Source organism: Streptomyces sp. NPDC059567, from assembly GCF_042735655.1.
Lineage (GTDB): Bacteria > Actinomycetota > Actinomycetes > Streptomycetales > Streptomycetaceae > Streptomyces.
Window position 1 is genome coordinate 119,836 of the sequence record NZ_JBHWBS010000002.1, and the last position, 22,603, is coordinate 142,438.

24 protein-coding genes are annotated in these 22,603 nt (G+C 71.7%); 16 read left to right on the plus strand and 8 right to left on the minus strand.

What is annotated here, in order from left to right; genetic code table 11:
- The first annotated feature begins 4 nt into the window (after positions 1–4).
- Positions 5–757: a 4-hydroxy-tetrahydrodipicolinate reductase gene (gene dapB / locus ACFVZW_RS01920; protein ID WP_384515258.1), complete on the plus strand. Its 753-nt coding sequence runs from the start codon at positions 5–7 to the stop codon at positions 755–757.
- Between the two features lie 5 nt (positions 758–762).
- Complete coding sequence (locus tag ACFVZW_RS01925) at positions 763–1,215, plus strand: hypothetical protein (protein ID WP_384515261.1); 453 nt, start codon at positions 763–765, stop codon at positions 1,213–1,215.
- A gap of 14 nt (positions 1,216–1,229) precedes the next feature.
- Here ACFVZW_RS01925 and ACFVZW_RS01930 read toward each other — a convergent pair whose 3' ends face one another.
- Both ACFVZW_RS01930 and ACFVZW_RS01935 read right to left on the minus strand, forming a co-directional pair.
- The gene (locus tag ACFVZW_RS01930; RefSeq protein WP_384515264.1) at positions 1,230–1,784 is read right to left on the minus strand and encodes a hypothetical protein; all 555 of its coding nucleotides are present in this window, start codon (positions 1,782–1,784) and stop codon (positions 1,230–1,232) included.
- Positions 1,785–1,879: 95 nt separating this feature from the next.
- A complete protein-coding gene (locus tag ACFVZW_RS01935; RefSeq protein WP_384515266.1) occupies positions 1,880–2,119 on the minus strand; it encodes a hypothetical protein in 240 nt (79 codons plus the stop codon).
- A gap of 200 nt (positions 2,120–2,319) precedes the next feature.
- On the opposite strand from ACFVZW_RS01935, the gene thyX reads away from it, so the two are divergent.
- From thyX to ACFVZW_RS01980, 9 genes are all read left to right on the plus strand, one after another.
- The gene (thyX, locus tag ACFVZW_RS01940; RefSeq protein WP_384515269.1) at positions 2,320–3,060 is read left to right on the plus strand and encodes an FAD-dependent thymidylate synthase; all 741 of its coding nucleotides are present in this window, start codon (positions 2,320–2,322) and stop codon (positions 3,058–3,060) included.
- Between the two features lie 177 nt (positions 3,061–3,237).
- Positions 3,238–4,137: a 4-hydroxy-tetrahydrodipicolinate synthase gene (gene dapA, locus ACFVZW_RS01945; protein ID WP_384515272.1), complete on the plus strand. Its 900-nt coding sequence runs from the start codon at positions 3,238–3,240 to the stop codon at positions 4,135–4,137.
- 120 nt (positions 4,138–4,257) lie between these two features.
- A complete protein-coding gene (locus ACFVZW_RS01950; protein ID WP_384515274.1) occupies positions 4,258–5,943 on the plus strand; it encodes a ribonuclease J in 1,686 nt (561 codons plus the stop codon).
- Between the two features lie 124 nt (positions 5,944–6,067).
- On the plus strand, positions 6,068–7,267 hold the full coding sequence (locus ACFVZW_RS01955; RefSeq protein WP_384515277.1) for an exo-beta-N-acetylmuramidase NamZ domain-containing protein: 1,200 nt from the start codon (positions 6,068–6,070) through the stop codon (positions 7,265–7,267).
- A 78-nt stretch (positions 7,268–7,345) separates the two neighbouring features.
- Entirely contained in the window at positions 7,346–8,668 is a 1,323-nt protein-coding gene (locus ACFVZW_RS01960) for an erythromycin esterase family protein (RefSeq protein ID WP_384515280.1), read from the plus strand.
- 120 nt (positions 8,669–8,788) lie between these two features.
- The gene (locus tag ACFVZW_RS01965) at positions 8,789–9,991 is read left to right on the plus strand and encodes an alpha/beta hydrolase (RefSeq protein ID WP_384515284.1); all 1,203 of its coding nucleotides are present in this window, start codon (positions 8,789–8,791) and stop codon (positions 9,989–9,991) included.
- Positions 9,992–10,279: 288 nt separating this feature from the next.
- The gene (locus ACFVZW_RS01970) at positions 10,280–10,888 is read left to right on the plus strand and encodes a hypothetical protein (protein WP_384515287.1); all 609 of its coding nucleotides are present in this window, start codon (positions 10,280–10,282) and stop codon (positions 10,886–10,888) included.
- Positions 10,885–11,583: a 3-keto-5-aminohexanoate cleavage protein gene (locus ACFVZW_RS01975; RefSeq protein WP_384515290.1), complete on the plus strand. Its 699-nt coding sequence runs from the start codon at positions 10,885–10,887 to the stop codon at positions 11,581–11,583. Before ACFVZW_RS01970 ends, ACFVZW_RS01975 begins: the two co-directional genes overlap by 4 nt.
- A gap of 124 nt (positions 11,584–11,707) precedes the next feature.
- Entirely contained in the window at positions 11,708–12,778 is a 1,071-nt protein-coding gene (locus ACFVZW_RS01980) for an RNA ligase (ATP) (protein ID WP_384515293.1), read from the plus strand.
- A gap of 172 nt (positions 12,779–12,950) precedes the next feature.
- On the opposite strand, the gene soxR is transcribed toward ACFVZW_RS01980, so the two are convergent.
- Positions 12,951–13,415: a redox-sensitive transcriptional activator SoxR gene (gene soxR / locus ACFVZW_RS01985; protein WP_384515295.1), complete on the minus strand. Its 465-nt coding sequence runs from the start codon at positions 13,413–13,415 to the stop codon at positions 12,951–12,953.
- 130 nt (positions 13,416–13,545) lie between these two features.
- On the opposite strand from soxR, the gene ACFVZW_RS01990 reads away from it, so the two are divergent.
- Positions 13,546–14,007, plus strand: coding sequence for a MaoC family dehydratase (locus ACFVZW_RS01990; protein WP_376434675.1), 462 nt, complete (start codon positions 13,546–13,548; stop codon positions 14,005–14,007).
- Here the strand turns inward: ACFVZW_RS01990 and ACFVZW_RS01995 are convergent.
- From ACFVZW_RS01995 to ACFVZW_RS02005, 3 genes are all read right to left on the minus strand, one after another.
- Positions 13,998–14,624: a TetR/AcrR family transcriptional regulator gene (locus ACFVZW_RS01995; RefSeq protein ID WP_384515298.1), complete on the minus strand. Its 627-nt coding sequence runs from the start codon at positions 14,622–14,624 to the stop codon at positions 13,998–14,000. The genes ACFVZW_RS01990 and ACFVZW_RS01995 overlap by 10 nt on opposite strands.
- A 59-nt stretch (positions 14,625–14,683) precedes the next feature.
- Complete coding sequence (locus ACFVZW_RS02000; RefSeq protein ID WP_384515300.1) at positions 14,684–14,971, minus strand: YiaA/YiaB family inner membrane protein; 288 nt, start codon at positions 14,969–14,971, stop codon at positions 14,684–14,686.
- Positions 14,972–15,041: 70 nt separating this feature from the next.
- Positions 15,042–16,211: an acyl-CoA dehydrogenase family protein gene (locus tag ACFVZW_RS02005; protein WP_384515574.1), complete on the minus strand. Its 1,170-nt coding sequence runs from the start codon at positions 16,209–16,211 to the stop codon at positions 15,042–15,044.
- Between the two features lie 54 nt (positions 16,212–16,265).
- On the opposite strand from ACFVZW_RS02005, the gene ACFVZW_RS02010 reads away from it, so the two are divergent.
- From ACFVZW_RS02010 to ACFVZW_RS02025, 4 genes are read left to right on the plus strand one after another with little or no spacing between them, the layout of a single operon-like run.
- The gene (locus ACFVZW_RS02010) at positions 16,266–16,943 is read left to right on the plus strand and encodes a TetR/AcrR family transcriptional regulator (protein ID WP_384515303.1); all 678 of its coding nucleotides are present in this window, start codon (positions 16,266–16,268) and stop codon (positions 16,941–16,943) included.
- Positions 16,910–18,316, plus strand: coding sequence for an ankyrin repeat domain-containing protein (locus ACFVZW_RS02015; protein WP_384515306.1), 1,407 nt, complete (start codon positions 16,910–16,912; stop codon positions 18,314–18,316). Before ACFVZW_RS02010 ends, ACFVZW_RS02015 begins: the two co-directional genes overlap by 34 nt.
- An 18-nt stretch (positions 18,317–18,334) precedes the next feature.
- On the plus strand, positions 18,335–19,030 hold the full coding sequence (locus ACFVZW_RS02020; RefSeq protein ID WP_384515309.1) for an ArsR/SmtB family transcription factor: 696 nt from the start codon (positions 18,335–18,337) through the stop codon (positions 19,028–19,030).
- A gap of 32 nt (positions 19,031–19,062) precedes the next feature.
- The gene (locus ACFVZW_RS02025; protein WP_384515312.1) at positions 19,063–19,998 is read left to right on the plus strand and encodes a DMT family transporter; all 936 of its coding nucleotides are present in this window, start codon (positions 19,063–19,065) and stop codon (positions 19,996–19,998) included.
- Here the strand turns inward: ACFVZW_RS02025 and ACFVZW_RS02030 are convergent.
- Positions 19,995–21,074 (minus strand): Zn-dependent alcohol dehydrogenase, encoded by a 1,080-nt coding sequence (locus ACFVZW_RS02030; protein ID WP_384515577.1) that lies wholly within the window; start codon positions 21,072–21,074, stop codon positions 19,995–19,997. The genes ACFVZW_RS02025 and ACFVZW_RS02030 overlap by 4 nt on opposite strands.
- A 60-nt stretch (positions 21,075–21,134) precedes the next feature.
- Positions 21,135–22,526 (minus strand): aldehyde dehydrogenase family protein, encoded by a 1,392-nt coding sequence (locus ACFVZW_RS02035; RefSeq protein WP_384515315.1) that lies wholly within the window; start codon positions 22,524–22,526, stop codon positions 21,135–21,137.
- Positions 22,527–22,603 lie beyond the last annotated feature (77 nt).

Below are 22,603 nucleotides of genomic sequence, written 5' to 3' on the forward strand. Positions count from 1 at the left end.
AGCAATGAGCAAGCTGCGCGTGGCGGTCCTCGGAGCCCAGGGCCGTATCGGCTCCGAGGCGGTACGGGCCGTCGAGGCCGCCGAGGACATGGAACTGGTCGCGGCGCTCGGCCGCGGCGACAAGCTGGAGACGCTCGCCGACGCGGGCGCCCAGGTCGCGGTCGAACTGACCACCCCGGCCTCGGTGATGGACAACCTCGACTACTGCGTGAGCCACGGCATCCACGCGGTCGTGGGCACCACCGGCTGGACCGAGGAGCGCCTCGCGCAGCTGAACACCTGGCTCGCCGCCTCTCCGGAGACCGGCGTCCTGATCGCCCCGAACTTCTCCATCGGCGCCGTCCTGACGATGAAGTTCGCCCAGATCGCCGCTCCCTACTTCGAGTCCGTCGAAGTCGTGGAGCTGCACCACCCCAACAAGGTCGACGCCCCCAGCGGCACCGCCACCCGCACCGCCCAGCTGATCGCCGCGGCCCGTGCCGAGGCCGGCCTCGGCGCCCAGCCGGACGCGACCGCGACCGCCCTGGAGGGAGCGCGCGGCGCCGACGTCGACGGCGTTCCGGTGCACGCCGTACGCCTGCGGGGCCTGCTGGCCCACCAGGAGGTGCTGCTCGGCGGTGAGGGCGAGACCCTGACGATCCGTCACGACTCGCTGCACCACTCCAGCTTCATGCCGGGCATCCTCCTGGGCGCCCGCCGCGTGGTCACCACTCCCGGCCTTACCTTCGGCCTGGAGCACTTCCTGGACCTGGGCTGACGGTCATGGGCGGAAAGATCACGTACGTCTTCCTCGCCACCGTCCTCGTCCTCGTCTTCGGCGTGGTGGCGATGGAGGGCGTCCTGCTCCTGCTGACCGGCGAACCGGCCGCCATGGGCATGGGTGCGGTCGCGTTCCTGCTGCCCTTCGTGGGCGGCTGGTTCCTCTGGAAGAACACCGCCTTCGCGCGGAACGCGCAGCGGCTCGCCCGCGAGCTGGAGGCCGAAGGCGGCCTGCCCGTGGACGAGTTGAAGCGCACCGTCGGCGGCCGGATCGACCGGGACTCGGCCGACGAGGTCTTCGCGCGGCGGCGCGCCGAGACCGAGGACTCCCCGGACGACTGGCGTTGCTGGTTCCGGCTCGCGGTCGCCTATCACGACGCCCGCGACACCCCGCGCGCCCGCAAGGCGATGCAGCGCGCGATCGCCCTCCACGAGGGCCGTACGGTCAGCGCGTAGCGGGGTCGGTCAGGTCAACGCGAGGCGTGGGCGCCGTACTCGGCGTTCCACACCTCGACCGTGTCGGCGGCGCGGTCGAAGGCCTCGACGCGGGAGAGGAAGTCGGCGTTGTGGTCGGTGAGCAGCGTGATCTGCTCACCGCCCTGCCGTACGAGAGCCAGTGCCTGGCCCTGCACGGTACGGGGCAGCCCCAGCCAGCGCACGGGCTGCTGCACCGTGCGCAGCTCCGTCACCTGCGGCCAGGCCACGGTCGCCGTCGAGAAGAACCCGACCCGGCGCACACCGTGACGGCTCACCCAGGTGCCCACGCGCAGCGCGCGCAGCGCACCGGCGATGATCGCCGCGGCGAGCCCGAAGGTCGCGAGGGCGCCGCCCAGGGCCGACGCCGCGGCGATGATCACCGCGGCGAAGAGCACGAAGGACGCGAGCAGCAGAGCGAGCGCCGCCGCCCCGACCCGCCAGGGTCCCGGCCGGTAGGGACGACGCCACTCGTCGTGGTCGTCGTACGGCAGCGCGACATCGTCGGTCGCGTCAAAAGCGCGGTCGGCCGTCAGAAAAGGCAGGGGCACGACTGATCCTCACTCACAAGCACGCTCGAAGGGGCTGTGCCCGGTGAGGCTACCCAGGTGGTCTCGACCGGGCCACCCCAGGGGGGCCGTACTGCTCAACGGCTGTCGGAAGCCTCGGACTGCTGCCGGTGGCCCTCGGCCGCACCCGACTGCATCGACGGGATTCCGAAGAGCAGTGATCCGACGAGACCGGCCACGACGGTCAGCCCGACCAGCGTACGGCCCGCGACCTCGGAGACGCTGAGGCGCTCCCTCGGCGGCGGAGTGACGTTACTGCGGAAGCGGTCGGCATCAGCGACGAACGCGAACGGGACGGCCTCTCGCCGGCGGAACATGGGGCCACTCTCCTTGGAGCTCTGTGGTGTGCGGTGTCACAGGGACAGACGAGCAAAGTCACCATTCGGTGCCCGATTTCCCCGAATTGGCCAAAGAAAGTGGTCCGGGTGGGTGTGGGGGCAGGTGAGGGGCTCGGCTGTCAGTGCCTCCCCGTAGAGTGGGCGCCGCCCGAGCGACGCACTTTGGAAGGACCCCGCCGGTGACCGACACCCCCGCAGCAGACCTCAAGCCCAGCTTCCGCAGCGATGTGACCGTCGAGCTGGTGAAGCACAGCGCCGCCGACTCGGACGTGCTGTGGGCGGCCCGCGTCTCCACGGCGGGGGAGCAGTCGCTCGACGAGCTGCAGAAGGACCCCGAGCGGTCCAAGGGGCTCGTCAACTACCTGATGCGGGACCGGCACGGCAGCCCCTTCGAGCACAACTCGATGACCTTCTTCATCAGCGCCCCGATCTTCGTGTTCCGTGAGTTCATGCGCCACCGCGTCGGCTGGTCGTACAACGAGGAATCGGGTCGTTACAGGGAGCTGGAACCGGTCTTCTACGTTCCCGACGCCTCGCGGAAGCTGGTCCAGGAGGGCCGCCCGGGCAAGTACGTCTTCGTCGAGGGCAGCGAGGCCCAGCAGGAGCTGACCGGCCGCGTCATGGAGGACTCGTACGTCCAGGCGTACGCGGCCTATCAGGAGATGCTCGCCGCCGGTGTCGCCCGCGAGGTCGCCCGCGCGGTCCTCCCCGTCGGCCTCTTCTCCTCGATGTACGCCACGTGCAACGCGCGCTCGCTGATGCACTTCCTCGGCCTGCGCACCCAGCACGAGCTCGCCAAGGTGCCGTCCTTCCCGCAGCGGGAGATCGAGATGGTCGGCGAGAAGATGGAGCAGCACTGGGCCCAGCTCATGCCGCTGACCCATGCCGCGTTCAACAAGAACGGCCGTGTGGCCCCTTAAAGCACAGATGTACGATCCCGTCACGCGAAGTGTCCGTATTGCGACGTTTCACGAAGTTCATCTAGGCTGATCAAACGGACCCGGCACTGCTTGAACCCCCGAGCAGGCAGTGCCGGGCTCCTTTCACACCGCCCCCGAGGGGGCACCGGGCGCTGAGCAGCGAGTAGCGTGTTACCCATGGCTCCGATCTCCACTCCGCAGACCCCCTTCGGGCGGGTCCTCACCGCCATGATCACGCCCTTCACGGCTGACGGCGCACTCGACCTCGACGGTGCCCAGCGACTCGCCGCCCATCTGGTGGACGCAGGCAACGACGGCCTTGTCGTCAACGGCACCACCGGCGAGTCCCCGACCACGAGCGACGCGGAGAAATCGGAGCTGGTACGAGCCGTACTGGACGCGGTCGGCGACCGCGCCCATGTCGTCGCCGGCATCGGCACCAACGACACCCACCACTCCATCGAGCTTGCCCGCACCGCCGAACGCGACGGCGCGCACGGCCTGCTCGCCGTCACGCCGTACTACAACAAGCCCCCGCAGGAGGGCCTGTACCGGCACTTCTCGGCCATCGCCGACGCCACCGCGCTCCCGGTGATGCTCTACGACATCCCCGGCCGCAGCGGCGTCCCGATCGACACCGAGACGATCGTCCGCCTCGCCGAGCACCCCCGGATCGTCGCCAACAAGGACGCCAAGGGCGACCTCGGCCGCGCCAGCTGGGCCATCGCCCGATCCGGCCTCGCCTGGTACTCCGGCGACGACATGCTCAACCTGCCGCTGCTCTCCGTGGGCGCCTGCGGCTTCGTCTCCGTCGTCGGCCACGTCGTGACCCCCGAGCTGCGCGCCCTCCTGGACGCCCACCTGAACGGCGAGGTCCAGAAGGCCACCGAGATCCACCAGCGGCTCCTGCCGATCTACACGGGCATGTTCCGCACACAGGGCGTCATGACCACCAAGGCCGCCCTCGCCCTCCAGGGACTCCCGGCCGGCCCGCTGCGCCTGCCCCTCGTGGAGCTTTCCCCGGAGGAAACCGCCCAGCTCAGGCTCGATCTCGCCGCCGGCGGGGTACAGCTGTAACAACAGACTTCATAACTGAATATCCGATCGGTGAACGATCGACTGACAACAGCAAGTGCACGAATGTCATGCGCGCCACGTGCCCAAGCGGTACGTGGCGCGTGTGGTGAGGAGAGTCTTTTGAGTCATCCGCATCCTGAACTCGGCGCCCCGCCGAAGCTGCCCAAGGGCGGCCTGCGCGTCACCCCGCTCGGCGGGCTCGGTGAGATCGGCCGGAACATGACGGTCTTCGAGTTCGAAGGCCGGCTGCTGATCGTCGACTGCGGCGTGCTCTTCCCCGAGGAGGAGCAGCCCGGCATCGACCTGATCCTGCCCGACTTCACCACCATCCGGGACCGCCTCGACGACGTCGAGGGCATCGTGCTCACGCACGGCCACGAGGACCACATCGGTGGCGTCCCGTACCTCCTCCGGCTCAAGCCGGACATCCCGCTCATCGGCTCCAAGCTGACCCTCGCCCTGATCGAGGCGAAGCTGCAGGAGCACCGGATCCGCCCCTACACCCTTGAGGTGAAGGAAGGCGACCGGGAGGGCCTGGGCCCCTTCGACTGCGAGTTCATCGCGGTCAACCACTCCATCCCGGACGCGCTCGCGGTCGCCATCCGCACCCCCGCGGGCATGGCCGTCGCCACCGGCGACTTCAAGATGGACCAGCTCCCGATGGACGGCCGGCTCACCGACCTGCACGCGTTCGCGCGGCTCAGCGAGGAGGGCATCGACCTCCTGCTGTCCGACTCGACGAACGCCGAGGTCCCGGGCTTCGTCCCGCCGGAGAAGGACATCTCCAACGTCCTGCGGAACGTCTTCGCGAACGCCCAGAAGCGGATCATCGTGGCCAGCTTCGCCAGCCACGTCCACCGCATCCAGCAGATCCTCGACGCCGCCCATGAGTACGGACGCCGGGTGGCCTTCGTCGGCCGCTCGATGGTCCGCAACATGGGCATCGCCCGTGACCTCGGATACCTCCGGGTCCCGGCCGGTCTCGTCGTGGACGTCAAGACCCTCGACGACCTGCCGGACGACGAGGTCGTGCTGGTCTGCACGGGTTCCCAGGGCGAGCCGATGGCCGCCCTGTCCCGGATGGCCAACCGCGACCACCAGATCCGGATCGTCCAGGGCGACACCGTGATCCTGGCGTCCTCGCTCATCCCGGGCAACGAGAACGCGGTCTACCGCGTGATCAACGGCCTGACCCGCTGGGGTGCCAACGTCATCCACAAGGGCAACGCCAAGGTCCACGTCTCGGGCCACGCCTCGGCAGGCGAGCTGCTGTACTTCTACAACATCTGCAAGCCGAAGAACCTGATGCCGGTCCACGGCGAATGGCGCCACCTGCGCGCCAACGCCGAGCTCGGCGCGATGACGGGTGTCCCGAAGGACCACATCGTCATCGCCGAGGACGGCGTCGTCGTCGACCTGGTCGACGGCAAGGCGCGGATCGTCGGCAAGGTCCAGGCCGGCTATGTGTACGTCGACGGCCTCTCGGTCGGCGATGTCACCGAGGCCTCCCTGAAGGACCGCCGCATCCTCGGCGACGAGGGCATCATCTCGGTCTTCGTGGTGGTCGACTCCTCCACGGGCAAGATCGTGAGCGGCCCGAACATCCACGCCCGCGGCTCCGGCATCGAGGACTCGGCGTTCGACGCCGTGATTCCGAAGGTCGAGCAGGCCCTGAACAAGTCGGCCCAGGACGGTGTGGTCGAGCCCCACCAGCTCCAGCAGCTGATCCGCCGTTCGGTCGGCAAGTGGGTCTCGGACACGTACCGCCGACGTCCGATGATCCTCCCGGTCGTCGTGGAGGTCTGAGCGGCTCGCGCTGCCTGACCAGCGTCAACCCGGAGCGGGGGGGGGGCGGTGGTTTGGGGGGGGGCCCGCCCCCAAGAGGTTTTAGGAGGCCCCCCCCCGGGACACCCCCCCCCCGGGGGGGGCGGTGGGGGGGGGGGCCGCGGCCGCCCGGGGGCCGGCGGCCCCGGGGGGCGGCCACCGGGTCCGCACCGGTTTCGAGCGGCTGGCCGCCGACGGGTACGCCCCGCTCGCCGGGCAGAAGGTCGGTGTCGTCACCAACCCGACCGGGATCACCTCGGACGTGCGCCACATCGTCGACGTCATGCACGCGGACGACCGCGTCGACCTGGTGGCCGTCTTCGGCCCCGAGCACGGCTTCCGGGGCACGGCGCAGGCGGGCGGCTCCGAGGGCCGCTACGACGACCCGGCGACCGGGCTTCCCGTCTACGACACGTACCTCAAGAGCGGACAGCCGCTGGCGGACGTCTTCACCGCCTCGGGCGTGGACACCGTCGTCTTCGACATCCAGGACGCGGGCGCGCGCTTCTACACGTACATCTGGACGCTCTACGACTGCATGGCGGCGGCCGCGCTGGCGGGGAAACGGTTCGTCGTCCTGGACCGGCCGAATCCGGTCACCGGGCGGGCGGCCCTCGGCCCCGTCCTCGACCGCGCCTTCGCCACCTTCGTGGGGCGTGAACCGATCGCGCAGGCGCACGGGATGACGGTGTCGGAGCTGGCCCGGCTGTTCAACGGGCAGTTCCTGACGAAGCCGGTGGAGCTGGAGACCGTACAGATGTCGGGCTGGAAGCGGCGCGACTTCTTCGACGCCACCGGGCTGCCGTGGGTGCCGCCGAGCCCCAACATGCCCACGCCCGACACCGCGCTCGTGTACTCCGGCACCTGCCTCTTCGAGGGCACCAACCTCTCCGAGGGACGCGGCACCACCCGCCCCTTCGAGCTGCTCGGCGCGGAGGGAGTCGACCGGCGATGGGCGGAGGCGGCGAACGCCCTGGAGCTGCCCGGAGTGCGCTTCCGCGAGGCGTACTTCGCGCCGACCTTCTCCAAGTTCCAGGGGAAGACGGTCGGCGGGGTCCAGGTGCAGGTGCACGACCGGGCGTCCTTCGACCCCGTACGGACCGGGATCGGGCTGCTGATCAGCGCGAAGCGTTCGTGGAGCGGCTTCGCCTGGCGGCCGGACAACTGGATCGACAAGCTGACGGGCTCGACCCGCGTACGGACCCTGATCGACGCGGGCGCGGACACGGACGAGGTGGTGGGTGCGTGGGCCGCGGACCTGGCCGCGTTCCGTGCCGTGCGGAAGGAGTACCTGCTCTACCGGTGACAGGTGGGGCAAACCCCCGCGTGATCACGGGTGCGGGCAGGTTGGCCACCGAAGGTCCGCCGTCGACAAGCTTGATCCATGAAGACGTTGACACGACATCGGTTACCGCTGGTGGGGGCGGTCGTGGCACTCTGCCTCGCCGCCCTCGCCCCCGCCGCGAGCGCGGACACCACGGCGTCACCGGACCCCGCCCGTGAACTCGCCCGCACCGCGCGTCCTTTGGACGACCTGCGGCCGCTGGACCGGATGATCGGTTCGGCCAAGGTCCTCGGGATCGGCGAGGCGACCCACAGCTCGGCCGAGTTCTTCGAGACCAAGCACCGGATCTTCGAGCACCTGGTGGAGAAGAAGGGCTTCACCACCTTCGCCCTGGAGGCCAACTGGTCGACCGGGCTGCTGATCGACGACTACGTACGCTTCGGCAAGGGCGACCCGCGGCAGATCCTGAAGGACGAGTTCCGACACGCCTACCGGTTCTGGAACACCGAGGAGTACCTCGACCTGATCACCTGGATGCGGCGGCACAATCTGCGTCATCCCGGCCACCAGGTGCGGTTCATGGGCAACGACCTGGGCTACGCGGGCCCGGAGCTCTTCGACAAGGTCACGGGCTACGCGGCCCGCACACACCCGCGGCTGCTGCCGCGCTTCCAGGAGCTGTACCGGGCCTCGCGGCCCACGGGTGACGTCGACAGCTGGATGAACGCCTATCTCGCCAGGCCGATCGAGGAACGCCGGCGGATGGCCGCGGACGTGAACCGCGCCCTCGCGCTCCTGGAGCGCCGGAAGCCCGGCCGGGACCGTGAGGAGTACCTCTGGACGGTCCAGCACGCCCGGGCGATCGCGCAGGTCGGCACGGAGATGGCGCACGACGTGACCGATCCCGCGGGCGTCGCCGACGCGATGCTCTACCGGGACCGGATCATGGCCGAGAACACCGTGTGGTGGCAGCGGGCGACCGGCGACCGGATCGTGCTGTCCGCGCACAACGGCCACGTCGGCTACGAGACGACCAAGCCGGACCAGTACCCGCGCCTCCAGGGGGCCTTCCTGCGGGACGCGCTCGGCAGGGACTACGTGAGCATGGGGGCCTCCTTCGGGCGGGGCTCGTTCAACGCCCATGACACCGAGGCGCCGGGCGAGCCGATCCGTACGTTCACGGTGGGCCGGCCGGGCCCGGACAGCAGCGCCGAGACCCTGGACCGGGTGTCGCCGCGCCCCTTCTACCTGGACCTGCGCGCCGCGACGCCCGCCGCCCGCGACTGGCTGGGCGTGCACCGCCCGGCGTGGCTGATCGGCACGGCGTACCCGTGGGCGGGCAACCACGCGCCGGTCCGGCTGACCACGGCGTACGACCTGCTCGTCCACTTCCCCGAGGTCTCCGCGGCGCGTCTGCGCTGAAAACCTGGCCGTCCCTCCGTGCGCGCAGGATGCTGTCGCGGGAAGAACATCCCCAGCAGTTTCCTCAGGAACTTCCTCAGCACTTCCTCGACGCGGAGGGACGGGCAGAGCATGGCCGGAATGAGTGTGGAGCCGTACCGGGAGATCACCTTCGACAAGGACGGCGACGGGGCGTCCCGGCAGCACGAGTCGCTCGCGGCACTGGCCGCCCAAGGGGTCACGGATCTGGTGATGTTCGCCCACGGGTGGAACAACACCCGGTCCGTGGCCACCCGTCTGTACGCGGCGTTCTTCGCCCCGTTCCCGGAAACCCTGAGGCAGGAGGTGCGGATGGGGTACGTGGGGGTGGTGTGGCCGTCGATGATGTTCTCGGACGAGCCGATCCCCGACTTCGAGTCCGTGGCGGCCGTGCACCCGGGCAAGGAGTCGGTGGTGGACCGGCTGGCCACGCTCCTGCGGGAGCAGCCGGACGACGAGGCGGCGCTGACCGAATTCGGCGAGCTGCTGCGGCAGTTGACCGACACGAACGGCTCTCAGGGCTTCACGAGGGACGACCCGGAGGTGCCCGACTTCCTGCTCGCGGACCCGGTGGCCGTCTGCGCGATGTTCGCCGACGCGCTGGAGGAGGCGGCGGGGCCGGGGAGCCTGCCGACCCCGCGCGAGGCGTTCGGGGGCAGACTGACGCGGTACTGGAAGGGCGCGCGGGAGGCCCTGCGGCAGGCCACGTACTACACGATGAAGCGCCGCTCCGGCACGGTCGGCGAGCGGGGGCTCGGCCCCCTGCTCGGCGAACTCGCCCGCTCCTCCCCCGGGCTGCGGATCCATCTCGTCGGCCACAGCATGGGCGCCCGGCTCGTCTCGTTCGCCCTGCGCGGCCTGCCCGCCGATGTCCGCAACGTGGCCTCGGTGACGCTCCTCCAAGGGGCCTTCTCCCACTACGCGTTCGCGGCCCGCCTCCCGCACGACCCGGGCAGGGGCGGTGCGCTGCGCGATCTCCAGCGCCGGGTCGACGGCCCCGTGGTCGCCTGCTACTCCCGCCACGACACCGCGCTGCGCGTGATCTACCCCCTGGCCTCCCGGCTGGCCCGCGACGCCGACTCGCTGCTCGGCAGCGACAAGCGCTGGTGGGCGATCGGCCACGACGGCGTCCAGGCGGTCCCGGGCACCCCCTCGCTGCCCCTTGCGAAGGCACTGCGCGACGGAATCCCCACGACGGGATGCGTGAGCGTCGACGCGGCCGAGGTGGTCGGGGAGCACAGCGACATCTGCCACGCGGAGCTGGCCCGTCTTGTGGCGTCGGCAGGCCGGATCGGGAGGCGGTAGTCGGCTCCGCGGACGTCCTTCATCGGCCTGCTCGACGACGTCCGGCGCCATGGGACCGACCGGCGTCGTCCCTCCCTTGGACCGCGACCGAGAAGTGAGGATCGTCACGGGGCAGCCGCTCCGGCAGCGCCGGATTCTCCGCGAGCCCCAGGACGACGTCCCGCAACAGCGCTCCCCCGCGCGCCTCTGATGGCCCCCATCGAATTTTCGATGGAACACGAACGGGTAGTCGTTCGTCCATTCCATGACGTCCTTGACGCCGAAGTACCACCGACGGAGGTGCGAGCGATGGCGGGTTTCCGGAGTCTTGCGAGACAGGTGCGCGATCCCGGGAGTGACACGGCGCTGCGGAGGTACTCGCTGCGCAAGTGCCTGGAGCGGTTCGCCCCGTACGGGCACCGCGCGACCTGGGACCATCTGTGCCGCAGGCACAGGTTCGGGCCCGAGGACCGGGAGCTCGATCCTGGGCGGCTGGTGGCCGCTCTGGAGGAGTTGGAGGAGGCGCGGGCGGTGTGGCTCGCGTACGAGGAGGAGTTCGCGGCGCGGCGGCGGCGCGAGAAGCACGGCGGGCTGCGGCGGCCCGGCGCGCTGGACGACTGGCATCGGCGGACCTGGGGCGGCAACGGGGTGGCGCGGTGCGACGACCCGGCGCTGCATCCGTCGGAGCCGCTGGCCGAGGTGCTGCGGCGGCTGATCACCGCCCTGCAGTCCGCGCCCGGGGAGCGCTGCCCGGTGTGCGCGGGGCCGCGGATCGAGTGGCGGCCGGATCTGGACGACGAGCCGTGGTTCGGTCCGGTGTGCGGTGACTGCGGGGTCGTGGTGCCGCGGGCGGTGCTGACGGCGGGCGCGCTGGCACGGGCGCGGGAGACGGTTCCACGGCTGGCGTCCGTGGCGTGATGCAGGTGTGTCTGAACGGGGGCCGCGGTCCGGGGGATTCGGCGGCCGTGCCGATGTCGCCGGCCGCGATGGCGGAAGCGGCGGCACGGGCGGTCGCGGCCGGGGCGTCGGACGTTCACGTGCACCCCAGGACTCCGTGCGGCGGGGAGACGCTCTCGCCCCGGGTGCTGGCGCAGACCCTGACGGCGATCCGCGCTGCCGTGGACGTTCCGGTGGGGGTGACGACCGGCGTGGCGGAGGAGCCCGATCCGGTACGGCGGGTGGAGCGCGTCCGCGCCTGGACGGTCCTCCCCGACCACGCTTCGGTCCACTGGCACGAGCCGGGCGCGGAGGAGCTGGCGGCCGCGCTTCTGGAGCGGGGCGTCGGTGTGGAGGCGAGGCTTCGGCAGGGTACGGACGGTCCTGAGCGCTTCCTCGGTTCGCCCCTGGCTCCCCGAGTGTTGCGCATCCTGGCGGAGGCCGACGGCCCTGACCCGGTCACGGCCGCCCGTGCGCTGCTCGCGGAGGTGGGCGAGGCCCACGGCCTCCCGATCCTCCTCCACGGCACGGACGCCGGCGCGTGGCCGGTCCTGCGCCTGGCCCGCCGCCTCGGTCTGGCGTCGCGTGTCGGTCTGGAGGACACGCTGTTCCTGCCGGACGGAAGCCTCGCGCGGGACAATGCCCGACTGGTCTCGGCCGCGCTCTCGCAGGAGTAACGCCGTCCGCGGGGAGCGCGAGGTTACCAGGACAAAAACCGCTGGCCCAGGGGGTATTCGCACGGGCACAGTGTCCGGCGATGAGAACGCCACGCGACTATCCCTGAGCTGCCGGAGAACCGACATGTCGACACTGCGCGTCACCGCCGAGACCCTGACCGTCCATGACCATCCCAACGCCGACGCCCTCGAACTGGCCCAGGTCGGCCTCTACCGAGCCGTCGTCGCCAAGGGCGCGTACCGCACGGGTGAGGTCGCGCTCTACATCCCGGAGCAGGCCGTGCTGCCCGTCGCGCTCGTGGACGAGCTGGGGCTGACCGGACGGCTGGCCGGAAGGGCGTCGGACCGGGTCAAGGCGGTGCGGCTGCGTGGCGAGTTGTCGCAGGGGATCGTGTGCCGGCCCAAGGCGCTCGCGGATGTCGACCTGGCCGCGGCGGCCACCGACGGAACCGACTTCGCCGAGCTCCTCGGCATCACCAAGTGGGTGCCGCCGATCCCGCCGACGATGAGCGGGGACGTCGAGTCCGCGCCGGATCTGCTGCCGTGGGTCGACATCGAGAACCTGCAGCGTTATCCGGACATCTTCGAGCCCGGCGAGCCGGTGGTCCTGACGGAGAAGCTGCACGGTACGGCGTGCCTGGCGACCTACATCGTCGAGGACGACCGGCTGCGGGTCTCCTCGAAGGGCTTCGGCGCCAAGGGTCTGGCCCTCCAGGAGGACCCGCGCAATCTGTACTGGCGCGCGGTCCACGGCCATGGCGTGAAGGAGGTCGCGGCGCGGCTCGCCGAGCGCCTCGGCGCGAGCCGGGTCGGGCTGTTCGGCGAGGTGTACGGGGCCGGGGTGCAGGACCTCGGCTACGGCGCGAACGCCCGCAGCGAAGGCGTCGGTTACGCCGTCTTCGACGTGTCGGCCGAGATCGACGGCCAGGTGCGCTGGCTGGACCCGGCCGAGGTGCTGGAGCCCGGCGAACTGCCGCTCGTACCAAGGCTGTACACCGGGCCGTACGCCCTGGAGCGGGTGCTGGAGGTGGCGAGCGGCCGGGAGACCGTCTCCGGGCGGGAGCTGCATCTGCGGGAGGGCGTCGTGATCCGCCCGGTGACGGAGCGGTACAGCCCGGTGGTCGGCGGCCGCGCCATCGCCAAGGCGGTCAGCCCGGCCTATCTGACCCGCAAGGGCGGCACCGAGTACGAGTGACCCGCCCCGCCGGAACCGAGGGGGCCCGTCCACGGGGGTGGCGGGCCCCCTCTCCGTACGCGCGGCCCGCCGGCCGTCTCGTCGGGACGGGGCGCCCTTCAAGGACGGTCCGGCGCTCGGGCGCCGAGAAGGACGCTCCGGCGCCGATGAGCTCGCCGGCCCCGGGGTGGACCTAATCCTCCCGGCGTTCGGGCAGCAGTCGCGAGCCCGCGATCTGCTCGCCGATGACGTCGTCGGGGTTGGACAGCACGCAGTTCTCCAGCGACAGGCATCCGCACCCGATGCAGTCCGTCAGATGGTCGCGCAGCCGTCCGAGCTGCTTGATCCGCTCGTCCAGCTCCGTGCGCCAGGCCGCCGAGAGCCGCGCCCAGTCCTCGTTGGTCGGAGTGCGCTCCTCGGGGAGTTCGGCGAGCGCGTTGCGGATGGTCGCGAGTGGGATCCCGACTCGCTGCGCGGCCCGGATGAAGGCGACGCGGCGCAGGATGTCGCGACCGAAGCGGCGCTGGTTGCCGCTGGTACGGCGGCTGCTGATCAGGCCCTTGGACTCGTAGAAGTGCAGGGCGGACACGGCGGCGCCGCTGCGCGCGGACAGCTGGCCGACGGTGAGTTCGTGGATCTTCTCTGGAATCTGCGGCACTCCTCGAACCCTACTGCTCGACCCTTCCGACCCGTTGACAGAGCCCTCACCACCCAGCCAGACTAAGCAGTCGCTTAGATGAGCATCGAGCGACGAGCGTCAAGCCGGGTGAGAGACAGGGAGCAGGGACATGGCCGAGCCGAGGATCTTCACCTCCGCCGAGGAGCTGCGCGCCGGAGTCGGCGAGCAGCTGGGGCACAGCGACTGGCTGGAGATCGAGCAGAAGCGGATCGACCTGTTCGCCGACGCGACCGGCGATCACCAGTGGATCCACGTGGACGCGGAGCGCGCGGCCGCCGGGCCGTTCGGGAAGACGATCGCGCACGGCTATCTGACGCTGTCGCTGCTGCCGACGCTGGTCCCGCAGATCATGCGCGTCGAGGGCATGAAGATGGGCATCAACTACGGCACCGAGAAGGTGCGCTTCCCCTCCCCCGTACCCGTCGGCTCACGACTGCGCGCCACCGCCGTGCTGACGAACGTCGTCGAGGCGGGCGGCGGTGTGCAGGTCACCGCGACGGTGACCGTGGAGCGCGAGGGCGGCGACAAGCCGGTCTGCGTCGCCGAGTCGGTGTCGCGCTACTACTTCTGAGCGCCGACCATCCGTAGGACGAGGTCGGCGTAGAGCGCGCCGACCTCGTCCGGCGTCCGGCGGCCCCGCACGTTGAACCAGCGCGACACGTCGATGCAGAGCGAGAGCACCGCGACGGTGGTGCCGGACACGTCCGGCACGTCGAACTCCCCTGCCGTCACGCCCTCGTTGATGATCCGGCGCACGGCCGCGTCGGACTCGCGGCGCAGCTCGACGATCTCCGCGCGGTGCTCGGGAGCGAGCGCGTCGAGCTCGTACTGCACGACCCGCGCGGTGGTGTGCCGCTCGGCATGCCAGCGCACGAAGGACCGCACGGCGTCGGCCAGCCGCTCCCCCGCACTGCCCTCGCCGTCGGCGGCCGCCCGGAGGATCTCCAGGGCCCTGTCGTGACCGATGCGGCTGATCCGGTGGAGCAGCTCTTCCTTGGTCTTGTAGTGGATGTAGAGCGCCGCCGGGCTCATGCCGGCCCGGCCCGCGATGTCCCGGGTCGTCGTGGCGTGGTACCCGCGCTCGGCGAACGCCTCGACGGCCGCGACGAGCAGCCGCCTCGCCGCCTCGGGCGTGACCTCGCCCCACGGCATGTCCTCGCCGCCGGGCGTCTCCTCCGCCACGCTCATCGCTCGCCCCTCACTCCAGCTGTCAGGACGAACACCATACAACGAAGCTGAGCAAGCGCTTAGAGCTTCTGGAAGGGGTCGTGCTCGGCGAGGAGCTTCTCGAGGCGGGCCTGGTCGACCCGACTGACGATCTGGCCCGCCTCCTGGCGGTCACGGACGACCTTGGCGAGGGTGAAGGCCGAGGTGGTCAGGTAGAGGACGGCGATGGCGAGGAAGGCGCGCACCCACGCGTCGGCGTCCAGCTGGTAGATGCCGATCGCCACGGCGGCGAGTGCGAGTCCGAAGGAGAGGACGGCCTGCATGTAGTAGGCGGCGGTGTTCTGCTGCTTGACGGGTGTGTCGCTCATGGACGAAGCATCGGGCGGATGTGGCGCCCGCCACATCCGCCCGGATACTCAGGGGCGCACCGCGAGGTACTCAGAACGCCGACACGCCCGTGAGCGCCCGCCCGATGATGAGCTTCTGGATCTGGCTCGTGCCCTCGTACAGCGTCATCACACGGGCGTCCCGCAGCAGCTTTCCGACCGGGTACTCGTCGATGTAGCCGTAGCCGCCGAAGACCTGGAGGGCGTTGTTCGCTGCGCGGACGGCGGCCTCGGAGGCGTACAGCTTGGCCTTCGACGCGGCGGTGGCGAACTCCTGGCCGCGGTCGATCAGATCGGCGACCCGCCAGGTCAGCAGCCGGGAGGCGTCCACGTCGACGGCGATGTCGCTGATCAGCTCCTGCACCAGCTGGTACGAGGCGATGGGCTTGCCGAACTGCTCGCGCTCCCCCGCGTAGCGGACGGCCGCGTCGAGCGCCGCCTGCGCGATGCCGACACAGCCGGCCGCGACCGACATCCGCCCCTTGGCCAGGGCGGACATGGCGATGGAGAAGCCCTTGCCCTCGGGGCCCAGCATCGCCGAGGCGGGGACGCGGACGTCCTCCAGGACCAGTTCGGCGGTCGCCTGACCGCGCAGACCGAGCTTGCCGTGGATGGTGCGGCGGGTGAGGCCGGGGGTGTCGGTGGGCACGAGGAAGGCGGAGACGCCCTTGTGGCCGGGCGTGTCGTTGGTGCGGGCGAAGAGCAGGACGACGTCGGCCCAGGTCCCGTTGGTGATGAACGTCTTCGAGCCGTTGACGACATACGCGTCCCCGTCGCGGACGGCCTTGGTGGCGAGGTTGCCGGCGTCGGATCCGGTGTCCGGCTCCGTGAGACCGAAGCAGCCGAGGGCCTCGCCCGAGGCGAGCCGGGGCAACCAGCCGGCCTTCTGCTCCTCGTCGCCCCAGGCCGCGATGGTCTTGGCGACGAGACCGAGCGAGACGGAGACGATGCCGCGCACGGAGGAGTCGCCGCGCCCGAGCTCCTCGGTGACGAGGCAGTAGGCGAGGTGGTCGCCGCCCGAGCCGCCGTACTCCTCGGGGATCGTGAGGCCGAGGAAGCCGACGGGGCCGAGCTTCTTGACGATCGACCGGTCGACGTCCTCCGCGCGGTCCCACTCGACGACGTGCGGGGTGACCTCGCGAGCGACGAAGTCCCGGGCGAGCTGCCGTACGGCTTCCTGTTCCTCGCTGAGCTCCAGGTTCACTGCGCCACCGACCTTCATGAAGACTTTAATTAGCACTGCTAGTTTCCTTCGGGCAGGCCTACTATGTGCGCCATGGCCCGACCGCGCAAGCCCCTCCTCAGCCGAGACCGGATCGTCGACACGGCGAGCGCGCTCGTGGACGCGGAGGGCCTCGCCGCCGTCTCCACCCGGCGGCTCGCCGCGGAGCTGGGGGTCAGCGGGCCGTCGCTCTACAACCACTTCCGCACGAAGGACGAGATCCTCGACGCGGTCGCCGACGCCGTCAGCGCGAAGGTCGATCTGTCGATGTTCGAGGAGGACGACGCCCGCGACTGGCGCACGGCCCTGCACGACTGGGCGGCCTCCTACCGCGCGGCCCTCGCCGACCACCCGAACATCGTCCCGGTCCTGGCACAGGGCCCCGGCCGCCGGCCGGCGGGCCTGAAGGTCGCCGACGCGGTCTTCGGCGCGATGGTCCGCGCGGGCTGGCCGCCCGCCCAGGCGACGTACATCGGCGCGCTGATGCGGTACTTCGTCACCGGCTCGGCGCTGGGCTCCTTCGCCCGCGGCTTCGTCGACGACGAGACGGCCTACGACCCGGCGGACTACCCTCACCTGGGCCAGGCGCACCTCCTGGCGGAACACCGCCAGAAGGTGGACGAGGGCGCTTTTGAGACGGGGCTGCGGGCGCTTCTCGACGGGCTGGCGATGCAGTACGAGACGGGGGTACGGGGGGCGTGGGCCAAGCAGGAGACGACGAGCGGCTCGTAGCGGCGGTGCGGGCGGGGGACGCGGAGGAGGTCGAGCGTCTTCTCGGCGCGGGCGCCGACCCGGACACGGTGGCGGAGGACGGGCTGCCGGTGCTGTGTCTGGCGGTCGCCGCGTACGACGCGGGCGTCGCCGAGGTCCTGGTGGAGGGCCGGGCGGACCCGGACCGGGTGCTGCCGGACGGCACGACCCCTCTGTCGCGGGCGGTCGAGGGCGGCTCCCCCGCCGTCTTCGACGCCGTCCTGGAGCGCGACCCCGGGACACGGCTGCCGAAGGCTCAGCAGGAACGGCTGCTCGGAATCGCCCGCTCCTGGTACGAGACCGGCGCGGAGGCCGAACTGCGGCGCAGGACAGGCGCCTCGGGGCCGGCGCAGACGGTCCGGATCCGGGACGGCGAGTCCGGCACCGTCGACCAGGTGTCGCTCGGCGGGCTGACCGTCCGTGCCGGGCACGGAGCGATCCTGACCTCGCTCGAGCGGTATTTCGGCGTCCTGACACCGGCGGAGGTGCTGATGGAGCGGGCGCTCGCGGACCCGGACCCGGAGCACGCGGACCGGTCGGCCGTCCTCCACCCGCTGGGCCTGCGGCTCGACCGGGAGTCCTGGTCGGCGGTCCTCTCCGCCCGCCACCCCTCGGAGCGCGACCGCAGGCTGTTCGCGCTCCAGGTACTCCGGTACGCCGACGTGCTCGGTCTCCTGGGCGAGCGCCGCTTCGACCGCAAGGAGCCGGCCGCCCTCCTCGCCTCCTGGACGGCCGACGAGAGCGACCCGAAGGTTCTGTGGGAGATCCTCGACGCCTACATCGGCCTCGGCCACCCCGAGGAGGAGGCGATCGGCCTCCGGCTCGCCGGCCATGCCGACCCCTACATCCGCGCGTCGGTCCACCTCACCCTCGGCGGTGACGAGGGCGCACCCCTGGGCGCGGAGGCCCGCCGCACGCTGTTCGCGCTCACACGGGATCCGCATCCAACCGTGCGCGCGTCCACCTCCCAGACCCTGAGCCACTGGCAGCAGCTGCTCACCGAAGCCGGGGAGCCGGCCGAGGCCGCCGAGTTCGCGGAAGCACTGCTCGCCCTGGCCCGGGATCCCGATCCCGGCGTCCGGGGCGGCACCGCGGCGACATTCGCCACGGGCCCGGACCGCTCCCCCGCCGTCGCCGACATGCTGTGGCGGCTGCTCGACGAGGACGAGCAACTGGTGCGCCTGGAAGCCGCGTACGGGCTCGCCCTGCGCGACGATCCGCGCACCGAGGACGCGTACGAGCGGGTAGGACGGCTCCCATGGGAGGCGCACTGGCTCGCCGAGGACCACCGCCTGCTCGCTCTCGACGCCTACCGGTCGCGCCACCGGGACGGTTCGGCGGACGCCGAACCGTGAGTGCGGCACCCTGGCGCCATGGCCGCAAAAGACCTCGCCGCCCTCGCGGCGCTCCTCGCCGACGAGACCCGCGCCGCCTTCCTCCTCGCCCTCCTCGACGGGCGGGCCTGGACCGCAGGGGAGTTGGCGCGCCACGCGCGCGTGGCGCCCTCCACCACCAGTGAGCACCTCGGGAAGCTCGTCGCGGGCGGGGTGCTCGTCGAGGAGCGCCAGGGGCGGCACCGGTACGTGCGCCTCGCCGACCCCGGGATCGCCCACCTCGTCGAGGATCTGGCCGCCCGTTCCGAGCCGGCGCGCAGGCCCCCGCCGGGCTCGCTGCGGGCCGCGAGCGCCGGGCAGGCGATGGCGCGGGGGCGGACCTGTTACGACCATCTCGCCGGGCGGCTCGGGATCACGATCACCGAGGCGATGACCGTGCGCGGACTGCTGCGCCAGGACACCGGGTTCGCGCTCACGGACGCGGGTGTGGAGTGGTTCGGGGAGCTGGGGATCGCCCTCTCGGCCCAGGGGCGGCGGCCTGTCGCCCGCGGCTGCCTCGACTGGACCGAGCGGAAGCCCCATCTGGCGGGGGTGGCGGGCGCGGCGCTCTGCCGGCATGCGCTCGACGCGGGCTGGTGCGTACGGATCGGGTCCGAGCGGGCGGTGAAGGTGACTCCGCGGGGCGAGCAGGCCCTTCGGCTGGCCCTGGGCATCGAGCCGGGAACAATTCGGTGAGCGCCGAAGGGTCCAGGGCCTACGGTCGCCCCATGACCGACTCACCCGCCTCCCCCGCCACCTCCCGCCTGGCGCTCGCCGCCGCCGGTGTCACCGTCGTCCTGTGGGCCTCCGCCTTCGTCTCGATCCGCAGCGCCGGGGCCGCCTACTCCCCCGGCGCGCTCGCCCTCGGCCGGCTCCTCGCCGGCGCTCTCGTCCTCGGAGCGGTCCTGCTGATACGGCGGGAGGGGCTTCCGCCGCGGGCCGCCTGGCCGGGGATCGCGGTATCCGGAATCCTCTGGTTCGGCGCGTACATGGTGGCCCTCAACTGGGGCGAACAGGAGGTCGACGCCGGCACGGCCGCGATGGTCGTGAACATCGGGCCCATCCTGATCGCCCTGCTCGGCGCCCGGTTCCTCGGCGAGAAGCTGCCGCCCCGGCTGATCGCGGGCATGGCGGTCTCCTTCGCCGGCGCGATCGCCGTCGGGTTCTCGATGTCCGGCGAGGGACACGCGTCCGTCCTCGGCGTCGTGCTCTGCCTGCTGGCGGCGGTCGCGTACGCGGGCGGTGTCGTGGCGCAGAAGCCCGCCCTGGCCCACGGCAGCGCGCTGCAGATCACGACCTTCGGGTGCCTGGTCGGGGCGGTGGCCTGTCTTCCCTTCGGCCGGCAGCTCGTCGACGAGGCGAGCCGGGCGCCGCTCTCCGCGACGCTGAACATGGTGTACCTCGGGGTGTTCCCGACCGCCCTCGCCTTCACCACCTGGGCCTACGCCCTGGCCCGTACGACCGCGGGCCGGATGGGCGCGACGACGTACGCCGTGCCCGCACTCGTCGTCGCCATGGCGTGGGTGCTCCTCGGCGAGCTCCCGGGGCTGCTCACGCTGGCGGGCGGGGCGCTGTGTCTGGCGGGCGTGGCGGTCTCCCGCTCCCGGCCGAAGCCCCCGTCCAGGACTCCGGCCGACAGCGTCGGGACCGGCAAGGCTCCCTAGAAGACGACCAGCGCCCGGCCGCCCTTGCCCGCGAGCATGTTGTCGAAGGCGCCCGGGATGCCGTCCAGGGTGATCCGCTCGGTTACCAGGGCGCTCAGGTCGAGGCGGCCGGCCCGGATGTGTCCGGCGAGGACGGGCAGGTCCGCGGCCGGGTCGGAGTTCCCGTACACACACCCGGACAGCGTCCGGCCCCAGTGGAAGAGCTCCAGGGCGTTGAAGGTGACCTGCTGGTCCTTGCCGCCGATGCCGACGACGGTGGTGCGGCCGCCGCGCCGGGTGGAGTCCCAGGCGGTACGGATCGTGGCGGCGCGGCCGACGCACTCGACGGCCACGTCGGCGCCATGGCCGCCCGTCAGCCGGCGGATCTCCTTCGCGGTGGTCTCGGAGGCGACGACGTACTCCGTCGCTCCGGCGGCCCGTGCCAGGGCCTCTTTCTCGGGCGACACGTCGACCGCGATGATCGGCGAGGCACCGGCGATCCGGGCGGCCTGGAGGGTGGCGAGGCCCACGCCCCCGACGCCGAAGACGACGACCGACTCCCCCTGCCGTACCCGCGCCGAGTGGTGGATCGCGCCCCAGCCGGTGAGGACGGCGCAGCCGAGCAGGGCCGCGTCCGTGAGCGGGACCCCGTCCGGTACGGGCAGGACGCAGTTCGCCGCGACCACGGTCTCCTCGGCGAAGGCGGCCACGTTGAGACCGGGATGGAGGTCGGTGCCGTCCTCGGTCGCGGCGTACACCCTCCCTGCGCCGGTCAGCGCGTCGGCGCAGAGCCAGACCTCGCCGAGCGAGCAGGGGTGGCAGGAGCCGCAGGACGGCGCCCAGTTGAGGACGACACCGTCGCCCGGGGCAACGTGGGTGACGCCCTCGCCGACGGAGACGACCGTGCCGGCGCCCTCGTGCCCGAGGACGGCGGGGACGGGCACCCGCATGGTCCCGTTGGAGAGGGACAGATCGGAGTGGCAGACCCCGGCGGCGGCGAGGCGGACCCTGACCTGGCCGGGGCCGGGCTCGGGCAGTCGGATGCCGGCTATCTCCAGCGGAGAGCCGACGGCGGGCAGGAAGGCGGCGCGGACCACGCTCATGACGCGTCTTGCTCCTCAGGGACTCGGAACAGGCTCGGAAGGCTCGGAACGGGCTCAGAACTGGAGGGACTTGGTCTGGAGGTACTCGGACAGGCCGTGGGCGCCGAGTTCGCGGCCCACGCCCGACTGCTTGTAACCGCCGAAGGGGGCCAGCGGGTTGAAGCGGCCGCCGTTGATGTCGACCTGCCCCGTGTCCATCCGGCGGGCGAAGGCGACGGCCTCCTCCGGCTCGCCCCAGACGGCGCCGGCGAGCCCGTACACGGTCCCGTTGGCGATGGCGAGGGCGTCCTCCTCGGCCTCGTATCGCAGGATCGAGACGACCGGGCCGAAGATCTCCTCCTGGGCGATGGTCATGTCCGGGGTGACGTCGGCGAAGACGGTCGGGGAGACGTAGTAGCCGGTCTCGCGCGGCGCCTCGGGTCCGCCCGCGACGAGCCGGGCGCCCTCCTCGACGCCCTTCTCGATGTAGCCGCGCACCCGCTGCTGCTGCTTGGCGTTGACGAGCGGGCCGACGCGGTCGCCGGGGACGTACTTCTTCACGGCCTCGGCGGCCAGTGCCACCGCCTCGTCGTAACGGTCGGCGGGGACGAGCATCCGGGTCCAGGCGCTGCACGTCTGGCCGGAGTTGGCCATGACGTTGGCGATGCCGACGGCGACGGCCTTGCCGAGGTCGGCGCTCGGCAGGATGACGTTGGCGGACTTGCCGCCCAGCTCCAGCGCGACCCGCTTCACGGCGCCGCCCGCGAGGGCCCCGATCCGCTTGCCGACGGCGGTCGAGCCGGTGAAGGAGACGAGGTCGACGCCCTCGTGCTCGGCGAGCGCCTGGCCCGCGACCGGGCCGAGGCCGGTGACGAGGTTGAAGACGCCGGCGGGGATGCCCGACGCGTGGACCGCCTCGGCGAAGAGCTGGGCGGTCAGCGGGGTGTCCTCGGCGGGCTTGAGGACGACGGTGCAGCCGGCCGCCAGCGCGGGGGCGACCTTGGCGACGATCTGGTGGAGCGGGTAGTTCCACGGGGTGATCGCGCCGACGACGCCGACGGGCTCGGAGTAGACGGTGGAGTTGCCGACCTTCTCCTCGAAGGGGTGGGCGGCGGCGAGCTCGGCGTACGTACCGGCGACGGCGATCGGCAGGCCGGCGTGGACCGCGGCGGCGAACTGCGGCGGAGCGCCGAGCTCGGCGGTGACCGTGGCGGCGATCTCCTCGGCGCGGGCCGCGAGGGCGTCGCGGAGCGCGCCGATCAGCTTGGCGCGCTCCGCAGGCGGGATGGCGGCCCAGCCGGGGAAGGCGGCGCGCGCGGCGTGGACGGCGGCGTCGACGTCCTCGGCGGTACCGGCGGGGACATGGCCGATGACCTGCTCGTCCGCCGGGTTGACGACCGGAATGGTGTCGGTGGAGGCGGCGGGACGCCACTCCCCGCCGATGTACATCGCGTCGTGGCTCTTCATCCGCTGTCTCCTCTGCACCTGTTCCGCGCCTACCGGCCGGTTCGTCGTCCGCGACCCAAACTAGCGCTGATAGTTTT

Excerpts from the sequence above, each read along its gene's own strand:
- dapB (WP_384515258.1), top strand. The coding sequence starts at position 5 with ATGAGCAAGCTGCGCGTGGCGGTCCTCGGAGCCCAGGGCCGTATCGGC.
- ACFVZW_RS01925 (WP_384515261.1), top strand. The coding sequence starts at position 763 with ATGGGCGGAAAGATCACGTACGTCTTCCTCGCCACCGTCCTCGTCCTC.
- ACFVZW_RS01935 (WP_384515266.1), bottom strand. The coding sequence starts at position 2,119 with ATGTTCCGCCGGCGAGAGGCCGTCCCGTTCGCGTTCGTCGCTGATGCC.
- dapA (WP_384515272.1), top strand. The coding sequence starts at position 3,238 with ATGGCTCCGATCTCCACTCCGCAGACCCCCTTCGGGCGGGTCCTCACC.
- ACFVZW_RS01960 (WP_384515280.1), top strand. The coding sequence starts at position 7,346 with ATGAAGACGTTGACACGACATCGGTTACCGCTGGTGGGGGCGGTCGTG.
- ACFVZW_RS01965 (WP_384515284.1), top strand. The coding sequence starts at position 8,789 with ATGAGTGTGGAGCCGTACCGGGAGATCACCTTCGACAAGGACGGCGAC.
- ACFVZW_RS01970 (WP_384515287.1), top strand. The coding sequence starts at position 10,280 with ATGGCGGGTTTCCGGAGTCTTGCGAGACAGGTGCGCGATCCCGGGAGT.
- ACFVZW_RS01980 (WP_384515293.1), top strand. The coding sequence starts at position 11,708 with ATGTCGACACTGCGCGTCACCGCCGAGACCCTGACCGTCCATGACCAT.
- ACFVZW_RS01990 (WP_376434675.1), top strand. The coding sequence starts at position 13,546 with ATGGCCGAGCCGAGGATCTTCACCTCCGCCGAGGAGCTGCGCGCCGGA.
- ACFVZW_RS01995 (WP_384515298.1), bottom strand. The coding sequence starts at position 14,624 with ATGAGCGTGGCGGAGGAGACGCCCGGCGGCGAGGACATGCCGTGGGGC.
- ACFVZW_RS02000 (WP_384515300.1), bottom strand. The coding sequence starts at position 14,971 with ATGAGCGACACACCCGTCAAGCAGCAGAACACCGCCGCCTACTACATG.
- ACFVZW_RS02005 (WP_384515574.1), bottom strand. The coding sequence starts at position 16,211 with ATGAAGGTCGGTGGCGCAGTGAACCTGGAGCTCAGCGAGGAACAGGAA.
- ACFVZW_RS02010 (WP_384515303.1), top strand. The coding sequence starts at position 16,266 with ATGGCCCGACCGCGCAAGCCCCTCCTCAGCCGAGACCGGATCGTCGAC.
- ACFVZW_RS02020 (WP_384515309.1), top strand. The coding sequence starts at position 18,335 with ATGGCCGCAAAAGACCTCGCCGCCCTCGCGGCGCTCCTCGCCGACGAG.
- ACFVZW_RS02025 (WP_384515312.1), top strand. The coding sequence starts at position 19,063 with ATGACCGACTCACCCGCCTCCCCCGCCACCTCCCGCCTGGCGCTCGCC.
- ACFVZW_RS02035 (WP_384515315.1), bottom strand. The coding sequence starts at position 22,526 with ATGAAGAGCCACGACGCGATGTACATCGGCGGGGAGTGGCGTCCCGCC.